The 21,289-nt window shown below is 72.7% G+C and carries 17 protein-coding genes; 13 read left to right on the forward strand and 4 right to left on the reverse strand.

Features of this window, described 5'->3' with window-relative positions:
• Nucleotides 1–57: 57 nt before the first annotated feature.
• From BIV04_RS08450 to BIV04_RS08465, 4 genes are read left to right on the forward strand one after another with little or no spacing between them, the layout of a single operon-like run.
• Nucleotides 58–1,344: an ABC transporter substrate-binding protein gene (locus BIV04_RS08450; RefSeq protein WP_071255781.1), complete on the forward strand. Its 1,287-nt coding sequence runs from the start codon at nt 58–60 to the stop codon at nt 1,342–1,344.
• A gap of 10 nt (nt 1,345–1,354) precedes the next feature.
• Nucleotides 1,355–2,389 (forward strand): carbohydrate ABC transporter permease, encoded by a 1,035-nt coding sequence (locus tag BIV04_RS08455; protein WP_055977817.1) that lies wholly within the window; start codon nt 1,355–1,357, stop codon nt 2,387–2,389.
• Complete coding sequence (locus BIV04_RS08460; protein ID WP_054147387.1) at nt 2,386–3,291, forward strand: carbohydrate ABC transporter permease; 906 nt, start codon at nt 2,386–2,388, stop codon at nt 3,289–3,291. The genes BIV04_RS08455 and BIV04_RS08460 overlap by 4 nt, the downstream gene beginning before the upstream one ends.
• Before the next feature lie 41 nt (nt 3,292–3,332).
• On the forward strand, nt 3,333–5,684 hold the full coding sequence (locus tag BIV04_RS08465; protein WP_071255828.1) for a glycoside hydrolase family 3 N-terminal domain-containing protein: 2,352 nt from the start codon (nt 3,333–3,335) through the stop codon (nt 5,682–5,684).
• A 193-nt stretch (nt 5,685–5,877) separates the two neighbouring features.
• On the opposite strand, the gene BIV04_RS08470 is transcribed toward BIV04_RS08465, so the two are convergent.
• Entirely contained in the window at nt 5,878–8,160 is a 2,283-nt protein-coding gene (locus BIV04_RS08470) for an Ig-like domain repeat protein (RefSeq protein WP_071255782.1), read from the reverse strand.
• A gap of 386 nt (nt 8,161–8,546) precedes the next feature.
• Here BIV04_RS08470 and BIV04_RS08475 point away from each other — a divergent pair, with 386 nt between their 5' ends.
• The 4 genes from BIV04_RS08475 (at nt 8,547) to BIV04_RS16470 (ending at nt 13,051) form a co-directional block, all read left to right on the forward strand.
• Nucleotides 8,547–9,089: a PadR family transcriptional regulator gene (locus tag BIV04_RS08475; RefSeq protein ID WP_054147384.1), complete on the forward strand. Its 543-nt coding sequence runs from the start codon at nt 8,547–8,549 to the stop codon at nt 9,087–9,089.
• Between the two features lie 41 nt (nt 9,090–9,130).
• Nucleotides 9,131–10,807, forward strand: a complete 1,677-nt coding sequence (locus tag BIV04_RS08480; protein ID WP_255364222.1) for an AarF/ABC1/UbiB kinase family protein — start codon at nt 9,131–9,133, stop codon at nt 10,805–10,807.
• Between the two features lie 184 nt (nt 10,808–10,991).
• Nucleotides 10,992–11,597, forward strand: coding sequence for a hypothetical protein (locus BIV04_RS08485; RefSeq protein WP_071255784.1), 606 nt, complete (start codon nt 10,992–10,994; stop codon nt 11,595–11,597).
• A 35-nt stretch (nt 11,598–11,632) separates the two neighbouring features.
• A complete protein-coding gene (locus BIV04_RS16470; RefSeq protein WP_083396291.1) occupies nt 11,633–13,051 on the forward strand; it encodes a LamG-like jellyroll fold domain-containing protein in 1,419 nt (472 codons plus the stop codon).
• A gap of 24 nt (nt 13,052–13,075) precedes the next feature.
• Here BIV04_RS16470 and BIV04_RS08495 read toward each other — a convergent pair whose 3' ends face one another.
• The 3 genes from BIV04_RS08495 to BIV04_RS08505 all read right to left on the reverse strand — a co-directional run bounded on the left by BIV04_RS08495 (nt 13,076) and on the right by BIV04_RS08505 (nt 15,399).
• Nucleotides 13,076–13,588, reverse strand: a complete 513-nt coding sequence (locus tag BIV04_RS08495; RefSeq protein WP_071255786.1) for a MarR family winged helix-turn-helix transcriptional regulator — start codon at nt 13,586–13,588, stop codon at nt 13,076–13,078.
• Nucleotides 13,589–13,690: 102 nt separating this feature from the next.
• On the reverse strand, nt 13,691–14,101 hold the full coding sequence (locus BIV04_RS08500) for a hypothetical protein (protein WP_071255787.1): 411 nt from the start codon (nt 14,099–14,101) through the stop codon (nt 13,691–13,693).
• Nucleotides 14,098–15,399, reverse strand: a complete 1,302-nt coding sequence (locus BIV04_RS08505; protein WP_071255789.1) for an ice-binding family protein — start codon at nt 15,397–15,399, stop codon at nt 14,098–14,100. Before BIV04_RS08505 ends, BIV04_RS08500 begins: the two co-directional genes overlap by 4 nt.
• Nucleotides 15,400–15,771: 372 nt before the next feature.
• Here BIV04_RS08505 and BIV04_RS08510 point away from each other — a divergent pair, with 372 nt between their 5' ends.
• From BIV04_RS08510 to BIV04_RS08530, 5 genes are all read left to right on the forward strand, one after another.
• Nucleotides 15,772–16,455, forward strand: coding sequence for a TetR/AcrR family transcriptional regulator (locus BIV04_RS08510; protein ID WP_071255791.1), 684 nt, complete (start codon nt 15,772–15,774; stop codon nt 16,453–16,455).
• A gap of 181 nt (nt 16,456–16,636) precedes the next feature.
• Entirely contained in the window at nt 16,637–17,689 is a 1,053-nt protein-coding gene (locus BIV04_RS08515) for a hypothetical protein (protein WP_071255792.1), read from the forward strand.
• Between the two features lie 99 nt (nt 17,690–17,788).
• Complete coding sequence (locus BIV04_RS17110) at nt 17,789–19,669, forward strand: hypothetical protein (RefSeq protein WP_071255793.1); 1,881 nt, start codon at nt 17,789–17,791, stop codon at nt 19,667–19,669.
• Nucleotides 19,670–19,794: 125 nt separating this feature from the next.
• Nucleotides 19,795–20,526 carry an NADPH-dependent F420 reductase gene (locus tag BIV04_RS08525; protein ID WP_071255794.1) on the forward strand — a complete coding sequence of 244 codons (732 nt, stop codon included), beginning with the start codon at nt 19,795–19,797 and terminating at the stop codon, nt 20,524–20,526.
• An 85-nt stretch (nt 20,527–20,611) separates the two neighbouring features.
• On the forward strand, nt 20,612–21,289 hold a 678-nt coding region (locus BIV04_RS08530; protein WP_071255796.1), incomplete at its 3' end, for a hypothetical protein.

A 21,289-nucleotide genomic window follows, 5' to 3' on the forward strand; every position in this document is an offset into this window, starting at 1 on the left:
GGAGCACGGCACGCTCGGCCGACCACGGCCGCTCAACGAAGAGGAAAAGGTGGAACCATGACCACATCTCGACGGCTCCTGGCCGGGTCTGCGGCCCTGCTGATCGGAGCGGGACTGCTGACCGGCTGCAGCGCCGGGGGCGGAGGCGGGTCGGACGACGGCACGCTCACCCTCTGGCAGAACTCGACGACCGGCCCCGGCCAGGACTTCTGGACGGCGACCGCGGCCGACTTCGAGAAGGCCAACCCGGACGTGAAGATCGACGTCCAGACCGTGCAGAACGAGGACTTCGACAGCAAGCTGCAGACGGCCCTCAACTCGGGCGACGCCCCCGACGTGTTCCTCCAGCGCGGCGGCGGCAAGCTCCAGGCGATGGTCTCGGCCGGACAGGTCAAGGACCTCACCGACGTCATCTCGGACGACGCGAAGCAGGACATCAGCGAGGGCACCTTCGGGTCGGGTTCGGTCGACGGCAAGGTCTACTCGATGCCCGTCGCCGTCCTGCCCGGGGGCTTCTGGTACAGCCAGGACCTCTTCGACGCGGCCGGCGTCACCGAGGCCCCGAAGACGATGGACGAGCTCGACCAGGCCGTCACCGCCCTTAAGGGCTCGGGTGTCTCGCCCGTCGCGCTCGGCGGCAAGGACGCCTGGCCCGCCGCCCACTGGTACTTCTTCTTCGCCCTGCGCGCCTGCAGCAGCGACGTGCTCGAGCAGGCCGCTGCCGACCGCGACTTCAGCGACGACTGCTGGGTCAAGGCCGCCGAGGACCTCGCCGACTTCCGCGACACCGAGCCCTTCAACGACGGGTTCCTCACGACTGCCGCCCAGCAGGGCGCCGGCAGCTCGGCCGGCCTCATCGCCAACCACCAGGCGGGCATGGAGCTCATGGGTGCCTGGAACCCCGGCGTCATCGCCTCGCTCACGCCCGACCAGCAGCCGCTGGCCGACCTCGGCTGGTTCCCCTTCCCCGCCGTCGACGGCGGTGACGGCGAGACCGGCGCCATCATGGGCGGCGTCGACGGGTACTCGTGCTCGGCCGGTGCTCCCGACTCGTGCGTCGACTTCCTGAACTACCTGGCGACCCCCGACGTGCAGACGGCCTACTACAGGGCCTTCAACGCGCCTCCCGTCAACACGGTCGCCCAGGAGGCCGTCACCGAGCCCTACCTGCAGGACGTGCTCAGCGCCTACAACGACGCCCCGTTCGTCTCGCAGTGGCTCGACACCGTCTACGGCCTGAACGTGGGCAACGCGATGAACGTCGCCGTGGTCGACCTGCTCTCGGGCGACGGCACGCCGCAGCAGTTCGTCGACGCCGTCGACGCCGCCGCCAAGAAGGCGTAGAGGTCGGATCGTGAGTCTCCGCGAACCCTCCGTGCGGCCCGCCGCACCCTCGCGGCCTCACGCCACCGCCGGGGGCGAGGCGCTCGCCTCGCCCCCGGCGGCCTCCCGGGCCGTGTCCCGGAAGGGGCGTGGCGCCCGCGGCCTCGAGATCGCCCTGCTCGTCGGCCCCGCCCTCGTGGTGTTCCTGGCCTTCGTGGTGTTCCCGATCGTGATGGCCGCCTACTACGGCTTCTTCAGCTGGTCCGGCTTCGGCCCGCCGACCGACTTCGTCGGGTTCCGCAACTACGTCACGATCTTCCAGGACCCGACCTTCCTCGACGCCCTGCGGCACAACGCGACGATCGTCGTGCTCTCGCTCGTGCTGCAGGGCCCGGTCGCCATCGGCCTCGCGTTGCTGCTCAACCGCAAGCTGCGCGGTCAGTCGCTGATCCGCGTGCTGATCTTCGTGCCGTACGTCATCAGCGAGGTCGTCGTCGGCACGGGCTGGAGCCTCATGCTCCAGGGCAGCGGCGCCGTCAACGACCTGCTCACCAAGGTCGGCCTCGGCTCGCTCGCGACCGACTGGCTCGCCGACCCCAGCATCGCCATCTGGACGCTGCTGGTGATCATCACCTGGAAGTACGTCGGCTTCGCCGTCATCCTCTTCCTTGCCGGACTGCAGGGCGTGCCCGAAGAGCTGAGCGAGGCCGCGGCCATCGACGGCGCGAGCTGGTGGCAGATCCAACGCCGCATCACGTTGCCGCTGCTCGGCCCGACCCTGCGCATCTGGGCGTTCCTGTCGATCATCGGCTCGCTGCAGCTGTTCGACCTCGTCTACATCATCTGGGGTCAGTACATCGCGGCGACCGCGGGCACCTCGACCATGGCGACCTACATGGTCGCGAACGGCCGCACCTCGGGCAGCTACGGCTACGGCAACGCCGTCGCGGTCGTGCTGTTCCTCATCTCGCTCGTCGTCGCCCTCGTCTACCAGCGCTACGTGCTGCGACGCGACACGGCCGGGGCCGTCACGACCTCGGCGACCACCGCAGGAGAAGAACGATGACCGCCTCGACCCTCACCGCGCCTCCTCGGGGCCGCGGGCCCGCCGCCACCGGCGACCGACCGCCCAAGCGCAGGAGGCGCGGCATCGCCGATCCCGGACGCGGCGTCGCGTACGTGGTCGCGGCGGTCGTCATCGTGGCGATGCTCGCGCCCGTCGCGTTCATCGTGATCGGCGGCTTCCGCACCAACGCGCAGATCACGACGGACCCGTCCGGGTTCCCCAGCCCGTGGCAGGTCGGCAACTACCTCGACGTCCTGACCGGCGGCACGTTCTGGCGGCAGGTCGGCAACTCGCTGATCTCGGCCGGGGCGACCACGATCGGCACGGTCGCGCTCGGCCTGGCCGCCAGCTACGTGCTGGCCCGGTACCGCTTCGCCGGTCGCGGGGTGCTCTACGCGCTGTTCGCGGCGGGGCTGATGTTCCCGATGACCGTCGCGATCACCCCGCTGTACCTCGTCATCCGCGACCTCGGGCTGACGAACTCGCTGGCCGGCGTGATCCTGCCGCAGATCGCCTTCGCCCTGCCGACGACGATCATCATCCTCGTGCCGTTCCTCCGCGCGATCCCCGACGAGATCGAGGAGGCCGCGTTCATCGACGGCTGCAGCCGCCTCGGCTTCTTCTTCCGCATGGTGGTGCGGTTGTCGCTGCCCGGCGTGATCACCGTGGGCATCCTCGCGTTCATCGGCGCCTGGAACTCGTACCTGCTGCCGCTGTTCATCCTCAACGACCCGTCGACGTTCACCCTGCCGCTCGGCGTGCAGGCGTTCTCGTCGCAGTACTCGGTCGACACGGCCCGGGTGCTCGCCTTCACGGCGTTGTCGATGCTGCCCGCGTTGATCTTCTTCAGCCTCTTCGAACGCCGCATCGTCGGCGGGCTCACCGGGGCGGTCAAGGGATGACCGCCACCGACACCGTCACAGACCAGGAGGCGCGAGCCGACATGACCGACACCGCTCACCGACCGCAGGCCCTCACGGTCGGCGAACCCCGCGCCTCCGACCGGGTGGCGTCGCTGCTGGCCGAGATGACCCTCGACGAGAAGCTCGCCCAGCTGGTCGGCTGGTGGGTCGACCAGGGGGCCGAGAACGTCGCCCCGATGCAGGGCGAGATGGCGACGTCGGGCGACTACGTCGAGGCGACCCGGCACGGGCTCGGCCACCTGACGCGGGTCTACGGGACCAGGCCGGTGGACCCGGTCGAGCGCGCCTCCTGGTTGTGGCGCGAACAGCGCCGTCTGCGCGACGAGACCCGGCTGGGCATCCCCGCGCTGGTGCACGAGGAGTGCCTGACCGGACTCGCGGCCTGGCAGGCCGCGACGTTCCCGACGCCGCTCGCCTGGGGGGCGTCGTTCGACCCCGAACTGGTCGAACGCATGGCCCGGCTCATCGGCGGATCGATGCGCGACCTCGGCGTGCACCAGGGCCTCGCTCCCGTGCTCGACGTCATCCGCGACACCCGGTGGGGTCGGGTCGACGAGTGCATCGCCGAGGACCCCTACGTCGTCGGCACGATCGGCACCGCCTACGTGAAGGGGCTGCAGGCGGCCGGCGTGCACGCGACCCTCAAGCACTTCGTGGGCTACTCGACCTCGGCGGCGGGGCGCAACCACGCGCCGGCGCAGGTCGGGCCGCGGTTCGTCGAGGACGTGCTGCTGCCGCCGTTCGAGATGGCCGTGCTCGACGGCGGGGTGCGCTCGGTGATGAACTCGTACGCCGAGATCGACGGGGTGCCGGTCGCCGGGACGCCGTCGTACCTGACCGACGTGCTGCGTCGGCGCTGGGGGTTCGACGGGGTCGTCGTGTCGGACTACTTCTCGGTGGCGTTCCTGCAGGTGATGCACGCGGTGGCGGCCGACCGGGGCGAGGCCGCGGCGCTGGCCCTCGAGGCCGGCATCGACGTCGAGCTGCCCACCGGCGACGCCTACCTCGAGCCCCTCGCCGAGCGCGTGCGTGCCGGAGAGGTCGACGAGGCGCTCGTCGACCGTGCGGTGCTGCGCGTGCTCGCCGAGAAGGAGGAGCTCGGGCTGCTCGACGAGACCTTCGAGACGCCCCCGCCGACCTCGATCGACCTCGACTCCGCCGAGCACCGGGCGATCGCCCGTCGCCTCGCCGACGAGTCGGTCGTCGTGCTGACCAACGACGGGGTGCTGCCGCTGGTGCGAGGCGCTGTCGGTGCGGGTGCCGGCCCGGCCTCGGTCGCGGTGGTCGGCCCGAACGGCGACAGTGCCGAAGCCCTGATGGGCTGCTACTCGTTCGTCAACCACGTGCTGGCGCACCACCCCGGCGTGCCGCTCGGCATCGAGCTGCCGACCGTCGCCGAGTCCCTGCGCACCGAGTTGTCCGCGGCCGACGTCGTGGTGGAGGCCGGCTGCGACGTCGAGGGCGACGACCGGTCACGGATCGCCGCCGCGGTCGACGCCGCCCGAGGGGCCGAGGTGGCCGTCGTGGTCGTCGGCGACCGGGCCGGCCTGTTCGGGCGGGGCACCGTCGGTGAGGGCAACGACGTCGAGAGCCTCGAGCTGCCCGGGGTGCAGCGCGAGCTCGTCGAGGCCGTCGTCGCCACGGGCACTCCCACCGTCATGGTCGTGCTCTCGGGCCGGCCGTACGCCATCGGCTGGGCGGTGTCGGGCGCGGGGGCGCCGGCCGCCGTCGTCCAGGCGTTCTTCCCGGGGGAGGAGGGCGGCGCCGCGGTCGCCGGCGTCCTGACCGGCAGCGTCGAGCCGTCCGGGCACCTGCCCGTGTCGTTGCCGCGCTCGGCCGGGGCGCAGCCGTTCTCGTACCTGCACCCGGTGCTCGGCGGTCCGTCGGAGGTGACGAGCGCCGACAGCACGCCCGTGCTGCCGTTCGGGCACGGGCTGTCGTACACCTCGTGGCGACGCTCCGACCTGGCCGTCGACTCGGCCGAGGTGCCGGCGGGCGGCTCGTTCGTCGCGTCGGTGACGGTCGCCAACACGGGCGACCGCCCCGGCACCGACCTCGTGCAGCTCTACGCGCACGACGTCGTGGGTTCGGTCACCCGGCCCGTCGCGCAGCTGCTCGGCTACGCGCGCGTCGCGCTCGACCCCGGTCAGGAGGCGCGGGTCTCCTTCCGTGTCCCCACCACCCGTCTGGCGCTGACCGACCGGCAGCACCGACGGGTCGTCGAGCCCGGTGACGTCGAGCTCTGGGTCGGCGGCTCGTGCGCCGAGCGCGAGACCGAGGCGGCGGTGCGCCTGACGGGCGACGCGTACCCGGTGACGCTCGCCGACGAGCGCATCGTCGGCGTCGAGATCGCGACGCCCGTCGTGAGCTGACCCGCGCCTCCCCGGGTGGCCGCCCCGCGCCTCCGCTGGTCGCCGACCCGCACCTCCTCTGCCCGTGAACCCCGTTCCGTGCGATGAACCACGAACCTTCGTGGTTCATCGCACGGAACGGGGTTCGTCGCGGAACGGCAGTGCGGAACGGCAGTGCGGGGGCGGTCGCGCGAGGCAGGCGGCGCGGCGGGCGTCAGCGGACGGTGACCTGCACCGGCTTCGAGACGCTGGTCGAAACCGTGCTTGCCCCGGCGTACGAGGCCGAGAGCGAGTAGGTCCCCGCCTGCGCGAACTTCGCGACCGCGACGGTCACCCGCCCCGAACCCGTGGCCGACAGCGTCGCCGTGCCGACGACCTTGCCGCCGGCGGTCACGGTGACGGTGCCGGTCGGGTTCGGGACGCCCGCGGCCGAGACCGTGACGGTGACGCTCGAGGCGGTGTTCTTCTTGACGGCGGTCGAGCCGGGCACGAGGGCGCTGGTCGACGTCGCCTTCGTGACGGTCATGGTGGCCGTGACGCTCGTCGACGACGTCAGCGAGGCGTCGGCCGGGGTGAAGGTCGCGACGAGGCGGTGGGTTCCCACGGTCGTCGTCGAGGGCAGCGCGTAGCTCGCCTTGCCGCCCGAGACGGCGACCTGTACCACGCGGGTGCCGTCGAGCGACACCGAGACCGTGCCGGTCGGCACGACCCCGGCGACGCCGGTGACGGTGACCGTCGCCGTCACGGGGTTCGAGCCGTAGGCCTGGGTGCTGCGGTTCAGCGTCAGCGAGGTCGCCGACGCCGCCTTGTCGACCGTGACGGGGACGACCGTCGAGTCCGACGCGGCCTGCGCGGCCGTGTCGGGGACGAAGGAGGCGCGCAGCGAGTGGGCGCCCGCGGCCGTCGTCCCCGGCAGGGTCACCGCGGCGCGTCCGCCGGCCCCGACCCGCACGGAGCCGACGACGGTGGTGCCGTCCCGCAGCGTGACCGTGCCGGCCGGGGCGGACCCGTCGGCCGTGGTGACCTGCGTGGTGGCCGTGATGAGCGTGGTGGAGCCATAGGTCTGGCGGGTCCGGTCGACGGTCAGCGCGCTCGTGGTCGTCGTGGCGGGAGCCTTCTTCGCGGCGCCGGCGAACGTGACGTCGAGCACCGCGCCTCCCGACGGGGTCACGGAGCGGACCGACACGGTGAAGCCACCGTTCGCACTCGTGAACGACTCGCCCGCGTCGAGGTGCGTGTCGCGGCGGCTGGGGTCGCGCTTCGCGTCGAGGCCGACGGCCAGGGCGACGGTCGACACCGTGCTGCCCGAGAGGGTGAGCGGTCGGAGCACGCGGACGCTGCCGGTCGTCTTGTCGCTGGTGAGGGCACAGCGGGTGAAGCCCGACGCGACGAGTGCGCAGGACGCCGCCCGGCCGCCGAACTCGGCGCTGGTCGCGTCCGTGCCGGTGGCGGTGCGGTACTCGACGTAGTAGTCCTGCCCGCTGAGCGGATCGACGACCTTGAGGGCGCGGCCCTTGGCGGTGCCGTCGAGCGAGGCGACGGTGACCTGCCGGGTGGTGCCGGCCCCGCTGAGCGTGGTGACGTCGGTCAGGTAACCGGCACGGACCTTCTGGACGGACGACAGGTGGGGTCGGGCCGACGAGACCGAGTAGCCCATGATGTCGAGGAAGTCGCCGTACTCGAGCACGGGGCAGGCGGCGGGGGTGTCGGTCGACGTGGCGTAGCGGTAGTCGCTCGCGGCCCCGTCGAACGAGGTCGTGCTGCGGCACATGCCGGCGCCGGCGTGGCCGAAGCCGAGGTTGTGGCCGAACTCGTGGAGCAGGACCGGGACGCCGAGTGCGGTCCCCGCACCGTACGAGCTGAAGACCTCGCCGCCGTCGCCGCCGACCGTGCCGAACGCCGTCGCCGTCGTGCCGCAGGTCTCGCGGCTGAGGACGATCAGGTGTTCGTTGGTCCCGGCCCAGGCGTACTTGGCGAACCGACCTCCGAAGGCCGAGGTGTGGACCGTGTTGAGCACCGTGGCGGGGACGCACGAGGCCTGGTCGAGCGGGCGGGTCTCGATGCCGGCGAGCGTCACGTTCACGGTGTGGCCCGACTCCTCCCACCAGTAGTCGTGCAGCTGCGTGACGGCGGTGCGGATCGAGGCGTCGTCGGGCGGCGTGGCGGAGTCGTCCGAGGTCGCGGCGGTCACCGTGGCGATGCTGACGTAGACCGGGTGGTTCGTCACCCCGGCCGCCGGCGACACGGCGTCGTCGGTCTGTGCCTTGAGGAGGGGCGCGGCGGGCACCTTCACCATGTCGCGGGACAGGTCGGCCGCGACGCCCGCGGTGACGGTCGAGGCGGCGGACGTCGAGGCCGCGGAGGTCGTGACCGGGACCGTGCCGGCCGAGACGGACGAGGGGGCGGCGGCCTGGGCCGGTGCGGACGCCAGGGCGGTGAGCACGAGGGCCGCGGCGGCGGCGGTGGCCGCGAGGCGGCCGGTCGGGAACGAGGGCATGCAGGACTCCAAGAGGTCTCGGAGGCGCGAGTCGTCACCGAGGATGTGATGCTCCGTCGGACGTCGGGGAACGACGGAGGTCCTGCCGCCTCGGCGGACGTCGGGGAACGTCGAGGCGGCAGGGCTCGCCGGCGGACGTCGGGGAACGCCGGAGAGGTGACGGCAGCGAGCCGTCGGTGGGGGTTCATACCCACGAATGGAACTCAACCACCCCCGTCCGCCCTCGCGGACCCCCCGTACGAGTGGGCGGGCACCCCCAGAACAGGACCGTTCGGGATCTCCGGGGCCGCGCCTCCTGCCTGGGCGTCAGCCCTGACGGACCGGGGGACGGGGTATATCGTCCGGGTATCGTTCGACCGCGCTCCACCCTCGAGAAGGAGAACACCATGAGCAGCACGTCAGCACCCGGCACCTTCGGATTCGGCACCGGCCTCGACGGCATGTGGCAGGCCATGGAGCAGCTCCGCTCGACCTTCGACCGCCGCGAGGGCACCCGCGCCCCCCGGGGCGAGGTGCGTGCCGCGATCCTCGCGCTGCTGGCCGAACGCCCGATGCACGGCTACCAGATCATCCGCGAGATCGACGAGCGCAGCGGCGGCGACTGGAAGCCCAGCGCCGGATCCGTCTACCCGACCCTGCAGCTGCTCTCCGACGAGGGGCTCGTCGCCGCGGAGGAGACCGACGGTCGCAAGGTCTACTCGCTGACCGACGCCGGCCGCGCCGCCGCCGGGGTCGACCCGTCGGCACCGTGGGAGCCCGAGCGCTCCGCCACCGGCGACCGCTTCCGCGCCCTGCCGAAAGCCGGCGTCGAGCTGGCCCGCGCCACGGCGCAGGTCGGCCGCACGGGCTCGCCCGAGCAGGTCGACGAGGCGGTGGCGGTGCTCGACGAGGCCCGTCGTCGCATCTACTCGATCCTCGCCCGAGACTGACGAGGGTGGCGTCGACCGACCCCTCCGCGTCCAGTCCACCGGTGCGTGACCGAGCCGGCCGCGCGCGCTACCGCCGCATCCTGCGGTTCGCCTCGCGGCATCTCGCCGTCACCTGGTGGTTCGAACTCGTCCTGCCCCGCTTCGGTCTGCGGCGTCTGGCCGAACGGACCCGGGCCCGGCGCATGCGGCGCTTCGCCCGAGGTTTCCACGCGCTCGCGCTCGACCTCGGCGGCCTGATGATCAAGGTCGGCCAGTACCTGTCGTCACGCCTCGACGTGCTGCCGCCCGAGATCACCAAAGAACTCGAGGGGCTGCAGGACGAGGTCACGCCCGTCCCCTTCGCCGGCATCCGCGCCCTGGCCGAGGCCGAACTGCGCCGACCCCTGGGGCAGGTCTTCGCGACGGTGGCCGAGACGCCCATCGCCGCCGCGTCGCTCGGCCAGGCGCACCGCGCGACGCTCGGGCCCGCCGACGCCGCCGACACGGGCCTCACCGACGTCGTGCTCAAGGTGCAGCGGCCCGGCATCGACGCCGTGGTCGACGTCGACCTGGCGGCACTCCGTCGCGTCGGCGGCTGGCTCAGCCACGTCCGGCTGGTGTCGGACCGGGTCGACGCCCCCGCCCTCGTCGAGGAGTTCGCGCGCACCAGCCTCGAGGAGATCGACTACCTGAACGAAGCCGCCAACTCGGCCCGGTTCGCCGCCGACTTCGCCGACGACGACCGCGTGAGCGTGCCCGACGTCGTGTGGGAGCGCACCACGCGTCGCGTCCTCGTGCTCGACGACGTCTCGGCGATCAAGATCACCGACGTCGACGCTCTCGCCGCGGCCGGCATCGACCCCGCCGACGTCGCGCCCGTCTTCGCCGAGGTGATGTTCGACCAGCTCTTCACCCACGGGTTCTTCCACGCCGACCCGCATCCCGGCAACATCTTCGTCACGCCCGTGCCCGACGCGGTCGACGGGCAGCGCCCGTGGAAGCTCACCTTCATCGACTTCGGCATGATGGGCGAGGTGCCGACGGGCACCCGGACGGGCCTGCGCAAGCTGCTGATCGCGGCGGCCTCCCGCGACGGCTCGGGCATGGTCAACGCCATGCGCGACCTCGGCGTCCTGCTGCCGAGCGCCGACACGCTCGGGCTCGAGCGGGCCGTGACCGCCACCTTCGCCCGGTTCGGCGGCATGGGGTTCGCCGAGCTCCGTCAGGTCGACCCGCGCGAGTACCGCGAGTTCGCCGGCCAGTTCGGCGACCTCATCCGGTCGTTGCCGTTCCAGCTGCCCGAGGACTTCCTGCTCGTCCTGCGGGCGATGACGCTGACCTCGGGGGTCGCCAGCGCGCTCGACCCCGCCTTCAACCTGTGGGACTCGGTCGAGCCGTACGCCGCCCAGCTGATCCGCGACGAACGGGGCAACGCGGTGCAGGACGTCACGCGCCGCACCCTCGACGCCGCCACGGTGGCCGTGCGCCTGCCCGGCCGACTCGACCACCTCGTCACGCGCCTCGAAGACGGGACGCTCGAGGTGGGCAGCCCCCGGATCGAACGTCAGCTGACCCGCATCGAGCGGACCGCCCGGCGCGTGGTCTCGGCCGTGCTCTTCGCGGCCCTGCTCATCGCCGGAGCGGTCCTGCGCAGCGGGGACGACGTGGTCGGCACGGTGCTGATGGTCACCTCGGCGGTCCCGCTGCTGCACGCGCTCGTCGCGGGTCGCGGCCGCTGAGGCGGGGTCGGGACGATCCGGCGGGGTACGTGGCGATCCCCCTCACTGGGGACACGACGCCCCTTACCGAGATGACGTTCCGTCGGTACCTTCGCCCCATCGGCACCGTGCCGAGACGTCCGAGCCCCCTCCCGACAGGCACCACGGGGGCCTCGGCGACCCCCCACCCGAAGGACTCCCCGACATGTCCCGATCGATCAGTCGCGCCCGCTGGACGCGCCGTGCCCGCTGGGCCGCCGTGCCCGTCGCCGTCATCGCCTCCGGCGCCATCATCTCCACGGCGTCGTACTCGGCCTTCTCGGCCACCACCTCGAACCCCACGAGCAACTGGTCGACCGGCACCGTGCAGCTCACGGACGACGATTCCGGCGTCGCCCTGTTCTCGGCCTCGAACCTGATGCCCGGTGACGCCGGGACGAAGTGCATCACGGTCACCTCGACGGGCAGCCTGCCCTCGGCCGTCCGCCTCTACGGCACCGCCGCGACCACGACGAACTCGCTGTCGTCGTACCTCGACCTGACGATCCAACAGGGGTCGGGAGCCTCGAGCGCCTCGTGTGACGGCTTCACCCCGGCGAGCCAGGGTGCCCAGGTCTTCTCGGGCACGCTGGCCGACTTCGCGGGCCAGCGGACCGGCTACGCGAACGGCGCCCCGACCTGGTCGCCGACCGGGACCACCAGCGAGTCCCGCTCGTTCAAGTTCTCGTACACGCTCAGCCAGTCCACCCCGAACACCGGTCAGGACTCGCGCGCGGCGATCGCCTTCACCTGGGAGGCCCAGACCCGCTGACGCGGGAGTCGACGCCCGAGCCGGAACACGCCCTCATGACGACCGTCGCGACCTCCACCGTCGCCACCACCCCGCAGGTCCGCTCCGACCTGTCGTTCTGGGGTGCGCTGTGCCTGGCGACGGTCGCGCGGGTCGTCCTGACGACGGTCGTGTGCCTCCTGCTCTGGGCGGCCGTCCCGGCCCTCTGGGGCTGGTCGCCCACGACCGTGGTCTCGGGGTCGATGGCGCCCGCGATCGCCGCCGGGGACGTCGTGGTGGCGATGCCCGTGGACACAGCCGACCTCGATGCGGGGCAGGTGCTGCTGGTCGACGACCCGGACCGGGCCGGAGAACTGCGGTTGCACCGACTGGTCGACACGACCGACGACGGCTCGCTGCGACTGAAGGGCGACGCCAATGCCCAGGTCGACTCCAGCCTCGTGTCGGCCGAGGCCGTGCACGGCGTCGGGGTCCTGCTCGTCCCGTCGATCGGATCGTCGATGCTCTGGCACGGCGGCGACCGCGTCCTGGGCGTGCTCGTCGTGTCCCTCGTCGTGCTGCTGTTGCTCGCGGCGACCCGGCTGGAGCCGGCGAGCGACGACGTCGTCGACCCCCTCGCCCTCTCCCGCCACCGCGCACCGACGCACCCGACGGGCCGGTCCCGCGCCGTCCGGATCTCGGGTCTCCTGCTGGCCGTGGTCGCCGGGGTGGCGGTGCTGTTCCTCGTCGTCGGTTCGAGTCACGCCGCGTTCTCGGCCACCACGTCGGCGTCCAGCTCACTCGCCACGGCCCGGTTCACCTGCCTCGACCGACCGGTGGCGGCGCAGGCGCGGTTCGCCTACCAGTTCAACGACGGCGTCGGCACGACCGCGCGCGACAGCAGTGGCAACGGGCGATCGGGGACCCTCACCCGCGGGGCCACGATCGGCAGCGGCACGTGCGCCGCCGGCGACGGCCCCTACCTGCGGCTCGACGGCGTGAGCGGCCAGGTCACGACGGGGCAGGTCATCGACGGCCCGCAGGTCTTCACCGTCGAGACCTGGTTCCGCACGACCACGACGACGGGCGGCAAGCTGATCGGCTTCGGGAACAGCCAGGCGGGCGCGTCGGGCCAGTACGACCGCCACCTCTACCTGACCGACAGGGGCACGCTGATCTTCGGCGTCTACAGCGGCGGTTACTTCAGCGTGGAGAGCCCGGCGACCTACACGGACGGTGCGTGGCACCTGGCGACGGCGACCCTGAGCCCGTCGGGCATGGCCCTCTACGTCGACGGCACGCGGGTCGGTTCGTCGACCCAGGCGGCCGCCGAGAACGCCCGGGGCTACTGGCGGATCGGCTACGACGCGGTGAGCATCTCGTGGCCGTCGTCCCCGACGAGCAAGTACTACCGCGGCGACCTCGACGACACGACGGTCCTGGACGTGGCCTCGACGGCGGCCGAGGTGAGCGCGAGGTACGCCGCCGGTCGGTGAGACCCACGACCGGGTCGGACGGCCTCAGACAGGAGGCGCGGGTCGGTCCGTCGAGGCACCGTCCGTGAAGCCGGTGGTCACGCCCGACAGGAGGGACACGACGCGTCGCGACTCCCGGTCGGAGAGGCCGAGGACCCCCTCGAGCGCCCCGAGTCGGCCCCCGCCCGCGGCTCGGGTCACCGCGCGGTGCACGGCCTCGGTCAGCTGCAGGTGCTGCCCCCGACCGTCGCGGGGGTTGGTCCGCCGGACGACGTAGCCGCGGGTCACGAGGCGGGTGACGATGATCGACGCGGCGCCGCTGGTCATGCCGAGGTGCGCCGCGACGTCCATCGGTCTGGCCGACATGCGGCGGGTCTCGAGCCGGGCGAGGAACTGCACGGTCGTCAGCTCACTGGCCCCGATGCCCAACTTGGACCGCAGTCGTGCCCGGAAGAGGGCCTCGGCGTCTTGCAGGGCGTAGATCGCGTCGACGACGCGGCCCGAGTTGGAGTCGGGATCGTGGACGTAGTCGACAGGGATCGGCGGGGGTTGGCTCATCAGGACCTCTCATGTGGTCCGCGAGCATCCGTCCGGTGACAGAGAACATCCGCAGAGTCCCATCGAAGCACATCCGTACGCTCGGGTCGAGGCCCCGCGAGGTCAGCGGTAGCGGGCGGGCACGGGAGGCACACGCATCCAGGTGGAGCGGTCGGTCCCGGCCTGGTCCACCCAGTCGACGAAGAGGTCCGAGGCGGCGGCGAGGCGGGCGACGTCCTCGCGTCCGCCGAGGCCCAGGTCGCCGTGGCGGGGGAGGGGGCGTCCGACCCGGGCGCCGACGGTCCCGTCGACCGGGGTGACGCTCGCCCAGCGCAGGGCGCGGCCTCCGGTGTTCCGCAGGACGAGGCAGGTCCCGGCCGGGACGCCCGGCGTCTCGACCGTGGTCGGAGCGTCGAGGTAGGTCAAGGTGAAGGGCGAATGGGCGGGTCGGGTCCGGACGGGCCGGGTCACCGGACCGGCCGGTGCCCGCCTCGGGCCGACGGCCGGTGCCGGCCGGGGCCCGAGGACGGTCATCGTCCGGAGCGTGCGGTGAGTCGACGGCGACGGATCGCCGTGACGACGACGAGCGCGGCACCGAGCAGCAGGGCCAGGCCGGCACCGATCGCGGGCAGCGTGCTGTCCGAACCGGTGTAGGCCAGGTCGCCGCGGGGGCCGTTGCCGTTCCGGTCGGACACGGGGACCACCGGGGTCCGCGGGGTGGTCGTGCCGGGCGGCGTGGTCGTGCCGGGGGGAGTCACGGTGCCGGGAGGGGTGCCGCCCTCGCCCGGGGTCGGGGTGACGACGTCGGCCGGTGTGACCGTGATCGTGTAGTCCGCGGTGTCGGGCGGCGTGGTGCCGTTGTCGGCCGTGATGGTGACGGTGGTGTCACCCGGCGTGGTCGGTGTGCCCGAGATCTCGCCCGTGGTGCCGTTCAGCGTGAGGCCGGCGGGCAGGGTGCCGGTGGTGACGGTGTACGTCGGGGCCGGGGTGCCGGTCGCCGTGACGGTGAACGAGTAGGGGGTGCCCTCGGTCGCGGTCGTCGGGCTGCCCGACGTGATGGTCGGTGCGACGGTCGTGGACGGGGTGCCGACCGTGGGGCAGGCTGCGGGGACGGTGATGGTGTTCGTGTCGAGGGTCACCGCGCCGGTGCGGGCGAGGAGGCGTCCGATGACGGTGGCGCCCGTCGTCGCCGTGATCGACTCCTGGGCGAGGATCGTCCCGCGGAACTGCGCCGCGCTGCCGAGGGTGGCCGAGCTGCCGACCTGCCAGAAGACGTTGCAGGCACTCGCGCCACCGGAGAAGGTCATCGTGGTGTTGGAGCCGATGGTCAGGGTGCTGGCGGCCTGGATGACCCAGACCGACTCGGCGCTGCCGGCGAACGCGAGGGCGCCGTTGTCGGTGACCTGCACCGCGCCTCCCGAGTAGACGCCCGGGGTCAGCGACCGACCGGCCAGGTCGATGACGTTGCTCTCCTGCGGGGTGAGGGCCGTGGCCACGTCGTACGCCGTCGTGAGGTCCTGCTGGGCGAGCTGTGCCGGCTCGTCGTTCACGTGCTGCACACCGCCGACGATCACGCCGGGGCCGCCGGCGTCGAATCCGACGACCGAGGTGCCCGGGCTGAGGCCGACGTCGCCGTTGACGACGCTGGTCCCGGTGTTCGTGACCGTGGACGAGGCGAGCACGGCGTAGGTCGAGGCCGAGCCGAGGTCGACGGGGCCGTCGATGACGTTCGCGGCACTGGCGGGCAGGGCCGAGGCCACCGTGAGGGCTGCGGCGACGCCGAGGACGAGCCCCGAGCGGGCGAGGAGGGAGGTGGGCGTCGAACGGGGCATGGCGCCACCTGACTGAGAAGAGGAGCCACCTGGACACACGTGTCGGTACGTGCGAGCGTTCCCCGTTACCTGAGGTATACGCGGCTCAAGCTGATAACACAATGTTTAATCTAGTTCCTGACAATCTGCCCGGGAGAATAGGGATCGGGGCACGCCTGGCGTACTACTTGGACACGCCACACCGGTCCTCTTCGGGTGAGGACCGGCCACGACCCATCGGGTGTCGTGCGGCAAGGAGGGCGGCGGCGTTCGGGTACGCGCCCCCTCCGGCCCCGTCGGTCGCGTCGCCTCGGTGACGCGGCCGGCGCAGTGGTGCCTTGTGCCCCGGACTGGGCGTCGACCGGTACCCCTCACGGTCCGTAACGTCGATCCGTGATCCACGAGACCCACCCCGAGCCGGCGGACGCCCCGGCAGCCACCACCGCCCGGGTCATCCCGTTCGGAGCCCCCTCCGCCGCCGTCGAGCGACGCATCGCCATCGTCGAGGCGGCCATGCGCGTCTTCACCGAGCACGCCTTCCACGAGGCGTCGTTCGCGCTGGTCGCCCGGGCCGCCGGCCTGCCCGTGAAGGTCGTGACCGACGAGTTCACCCACTGGAACGGGCTCGTGCTCGCGACGGTCGACCTCTGGGTCGGCCGCCGCACCCGCCCCCTGCTGCCCCTCGCCCGGACCCACGGCACGATCGCCTTGTTGCGGGCCATCGTCAAGGCCAACGCCGCCGAGCCCGCGCTGATGCGCCTGCTGAGCGCCACGGTCAACGTCGCGGCCACCCCCGGCCACCCGCTCGCGAGGCCCCTGTACGAGCAGTGGTTGCAGTTCTACCGGCTGATCCACACCTCCCTCGCCCAGGACGTGGAGCTCGGGCGCGAGCCCGAGACCATGCAGCCGGCCCGGGGCGCCGAGCAACTGGTCGCCCTGTACGAGGGGCTGCAGCTCCAGTCGATGGTCCGCCGCGAGATGGACGTGCTCGAGTCGTTCGACCGCGCCGTCACCCGTCTGCGCGCCGGGTGGGGCTCCGCCTACGTGCCGCCGGCCTGGGACCTCGAGCTGGTCTGACCCGCCCCTCGAGCGGGGAGGACCGGGGCGATCGGGGTACATCTGAGGCAGACTCATGGACATTCCGGATCCGGCGGCGTAGAAAAGACGGCACATCGCGACTCACCAGCGTGATGAGGGGCACGACCCCGACGCCGGAACCCACCAGTCCGGCGTGAACTGCGACCGAAGAAGGTACGCCGTGGATCAGACGGCCGAGACGACGACGAGGCGACCCGCCCCGCTCCGTCTCGCGCGCCTCCTCGGCTTCTCCGGTCTCGCCGCGATCGGCATGGTCGGTCTCGGACTCGCCTTCTCGTCGACGTCGGCCTCGGCCGACGAGGCTCCCTCGTCGCTCCTCGGCGGTGTCACCTCGGCCGTCGGCCAGGTCGCCGGATCGCTCGACGCCCCCGTGGCCGCCGTGGGCCAGACCGCAGGAGGCGCGGTGTCGCAGGTCACGGACGTCGCCGTCCAGGCCACGGCCGTCGCCCCGCCGGTGCAGCACGTCGTCCAGGCCGCCGCCCCCGTGGTGCCGCAGGCCGTCCAGCAGGTCACGGCCGTCGCGCCCGTCTCGTCCGTCGTGGCTCCCGTCGCGCAGACCGTCGACCAGGTCGTCGCGGCCGTCCCGGTGGTGTCCGCCGTCACCGGCCCGGCACCCGTCTCGACCGTGACCGACCCGCTGACCGGCGTCGTCGACGGTGGCCTCGCCGCCGTCGGTGACTCGGCGGCGGCCCCCGCCGCGCCGATCCTCCCGCCCGTCGTGCCCGAGGGCGTCACGCCCCGGCCCGGCGTCACGCTTCCCGCGAGCGACGCGCTCACCGGTGCGGCCGCAGACGCCGACGGCATCGACGCCCTCGGCGCTGCCGGAGCCGACGTCATCCCGGCTGCCTCCTTCGCCGACGCGGCGTCCGAGGCGACGGACGCGACCGACGCGGTCACCACCCTGCGCGCGCAGATCGCCGCCGGTGCGGCCTCGGCCTCGGCCTCCGACACGACCACCGTGCCTCTGGCGCCCACCCCGGGCCCCACGCCGCGTCCCGCCGGCGACGACCACGGCACGCCCGCCCTGCCCTCGAGCACCGGCGGCGGCGCGAACGGTCAGGCCTCGGGCGGTGGAGCGGCCGGCGGTGCCGTCGCGCTCGACGCGACCCGCGCCTCCCAGCTTCCCGGACTCGCCGTCTCGGCGGGGTCCGCGGACGGCGACGACGACCTCCCGTCGACGCCTGCGTACGACACCGACTCTTCCCCCGACTGAGGCCGGTCGCGTCGCCCCTGCAGCGTTCCGGCTGCCGGCGACATCAGCGACCCCGCCGCGACCACGCGGCACCACACACCTCATCTCTTGGAGAAGACCATGAACAAGTACGTCTCGAGAGGGCTCATGGGAGCGCTCTTCGTCGGGGGCATCTGGGCCCTCGGAACGACCGCCGCGAACGCGGCGACCACCACCGGTGACGACGGGCTGCTCTCGGGCACCCAGGTCGGCGCCGTCGTCGAGGCCCCGGTCTCGGCCCTCGGCACCGCCGTCAGCGTCCTCGGCGAATCGAGCAGCACGGCCGCGGCACCTGCTGCCCCGGCTGCTGCTCCCGCCGCGCCGGCTGCGGCACCTGCCGCACCGGCGGCACCTGCCGCACCGGCCGCGCCTGCCGCGCCGGTCACCACGACGAGCGGTGACTCGGGAGTGCTCTCGGGCACCCAGGGCATCGTCTCGGTCGACGTGCCCGTCACCGTCGGTGGCAACGCGATCTCGGTGCTCGGCGACTCGGCCGCCGCGGCCCCGGCAGCCCCGGCAGCCCCTGCCGCCCCTGTGGCGCCCGCACCGGCCACCACGTCGGGTGACGACTCGATCGGCTCGGGCACCCAGGGCCTGGTCGACGTGACCCTGCCGGTCACGGTCGGCGGCAACGCGATCTCGGTGCTGGGCGACTCCGCCAGCACCGGCACCCCGACCGAAGCCCCCGCAGGAGGCGCGGCTGACGCCGTTCCCGCCGACTCGGCCACCGGCACCACCAGCGGTGACGACGGCATCCTCGGTGGCACGCAGGTCGTGCCGTCGGTGCAGCTGCCCGTGACGGTCGGCGGCAACGCCGTCTCCGTGATCGGCGACAGCAGCAGCACCGGTTCGTCCACGGCTCCGGCCGTCGGTTCCGGCACCGGGTCGACCACGGACGGAGCCGCCACCAGCGGTGACGACGGCATCGCCGGGGGCACCCAGGTGATCCCGGCTGTGACCGCTCCGGTCACGGTGGGCGGCAACGCGATCTCGGTGGTCGGCGACTCGGCCAGCACGGGAACCACGACCGGCACCGGCACCACCGGCACCGGAACCGGCTCGACCGGTGGCACCACGAGCGGTGACGACGGCGTCCTCGGTGGCACGCAGGTCGTGCCGTCGGTGGGGCTGCCCGTGACCGTGGGCGGCAACGCGATCTCGGTGGTCGGCGACTCGGCCGGCACCGGCACCACGACCGGCACCGGCACCGGCACCGGCTCGACCGGTGGCACCACGAGCGGTGACGACGGCATCCTCGGCGGCACGCAGGTCGTGCCGTCGGCGGGCCTGCCCGTGACCGTGGGCGGCAACGCGATCTCGGTGGTCGGCGACTCGGCGAGCACGGGCACCACGACCGGCACCGGCACCACCGGCACCGGAACCGGCACCGGCACCGGCTCGACCGGTGGCACCACCAGCGGTGACGACGGCATCCTCGGCGGCACGCAGGTCGTCCCCTCGATCACGCTGCCGATCGACCTGTCGGGCAACGCCGTCTCGGTGATCGGCGACAGCGACGTCACGGACGGGACGACCGGCACCACGCCGACCGACCCCACCACGCCGACCGACCCGACCGACCCGACCGACCCGACGATCCCCGTCGACCCGACGATCCCCGTCGACCCGGCGGAGCCGTTCGAGCCGACCGATCCGGTCGACCCGACGACGCCCACCACCCCGGATGACGACGGCACCACCACGCCGGACACCGAGGGCACCGCGGGCATCGACGGCTTCGACGGCAACACCGGCACCACCGGCACCGTGCTCGTGACCGCTGCGTCGACCGACCGCAGCGTCCTCGCCTCGGGGACCAGCGCCTCCTCGGCATTCGCCGCCGACTCGTCGCTCGCCTTCACCGGCGGCGACGCGACGGCCCCGCTGGCGGGTGGCCTGCTGGTTCTGCTCGCGGGGCTCGGCCTGCTCGTGGCGGCCCGCCGCCGGACGGCTCGCGCCTGACGGTCACCCCCGTCGCTCGCTTCTGAGCGACTCCACACCGACGGTGCACCGCAGACCTGGTTCAGGGGCCTGCGGTGCACCGTCGCGTCCGGAATCGACGGGCGCCCTCGCGGGTTGCACGACACATGACGTCCGCACCCACGATCGGCATCCTCGGCGCAGGCAAGGTCGGCACCGTCCTCGCCCGCCTCGTGCACGCCGCCGGCCACCCCGTCCTGCTCGCCGGCTCGGGAGACCCCGCACGCATCCGCCTGATCGTCGACGTGATCGCCCCCGGAGCCCGAGCGGTCTGGTCGGCCGAGGCGGCGAGGGAGGCCGACATCGTCGTCCTGGCCCTGCCCCTCGGCAAACTCGGCTCCGTGCCGGCGGACGCCCTGGCCGGCAAGGTCGTCGTCGACGCCATGAACTACTGGTGGGAGACCGACGGCCTGCGCGACGACCTCTCGGACGTCCGCACCTCGACGAGCGAGCTCGTGCAGCAGCACCTCCCCGAGTCACGCGTCGTCAAGGGCTTCAACCACATGGGGTACCACGACCTCGACGAGGGAGCGTTGCCGGCGGGAGACCCCGGGCGCAGCGCGATCGCCCTCGCGTCCGACGACCGCGAGGCGCTCGACGTCGTCGCCGGTCTCGTGGACGCCATCGGTTTCGATCCCGTCGCCCTGCCCACCCTGGCCGACGGCATCGCACTCGAGCCGGGATCGCTGGCCTTCGGTGCGGACGTCGGAGCGACCGAACTCCGCGAGACGGTCCGCGACTTCTGGACCTCGCAACGCGGGCTCGCAGTGGCTCGGGCACGAGGCATGACGAGCCCCGCCGACGGGTCCGCCGAGACGGTCGAGGTCACGGCGGAGTAACGAAGTCGATGCGTTCCAATCCTTTTCGGCGACGGTGGCGAACCCTGTACATCCCCACCGGGACCAACAGACAAGGAGCTTCACCATGAACGCCTTCACCCGCAAGAACATCACCAAGACCACGCTCGGCCTCGTGGCCTCGGGCGCCCTCGTCTTCTCGCTCGCCGCCTGCTCGATGGACTCCGGTTCGTCGTCCGACACGTCGTCCTCGTCGAGCTCGTCGTCCTCCGAGCCCAGCGCCGCGTCGACGCCCGCCGCGTCGATCGCCGACCTCAGCAACGGTGTCGACACCCAGGTCGCCGTCGACCAGTCCTTCGTCGACGCGATCACCTCGCTCGGCCTGACCCCCGGCGTCGTCGGCACCGCGACCTTCACCGACGGAACCTTCTCGTTCCCGATCACCGGCGGCAACGTCGACTACTACGGCCCCGACAGCGACGTCCGACCCTACGTCCAGGGCGAGATCGACCACGACGGCTCCGGCCTGTCGCTGACCTCGGCCGACGGCACCGTCGTCGAACTCACCGACTTCCGCATCGACCCGGGCGAGAGCAAGCTCTACGGCACCGTCACCGCCAACGGCGCCGTCGCCGCCGAGGACGCCTACCTCTTCAACCTCTGGGGCGGCACCCTGAAGCCCATCCAGATGGAAGGCTCCAACGCCGTCCTCGAGGGCACCACCGTCCACATCAGCCCCGACGCCGCCTCGCTGCTGAACCAGACCTTCAAGACCGACGCCGTCCAGGACGAGATGCTCGTCGGC

The organism is Frigoribacterium sp. MCBA15_019, assembly GCF_001864945.1.
In the GTDB taxonomy this organism is placed as follows: domain Bacteria; phylum Actinomycetota; class Actinomycetes; order Actinomycetales; family Microbacteriaceae; genus Frigoribacterium.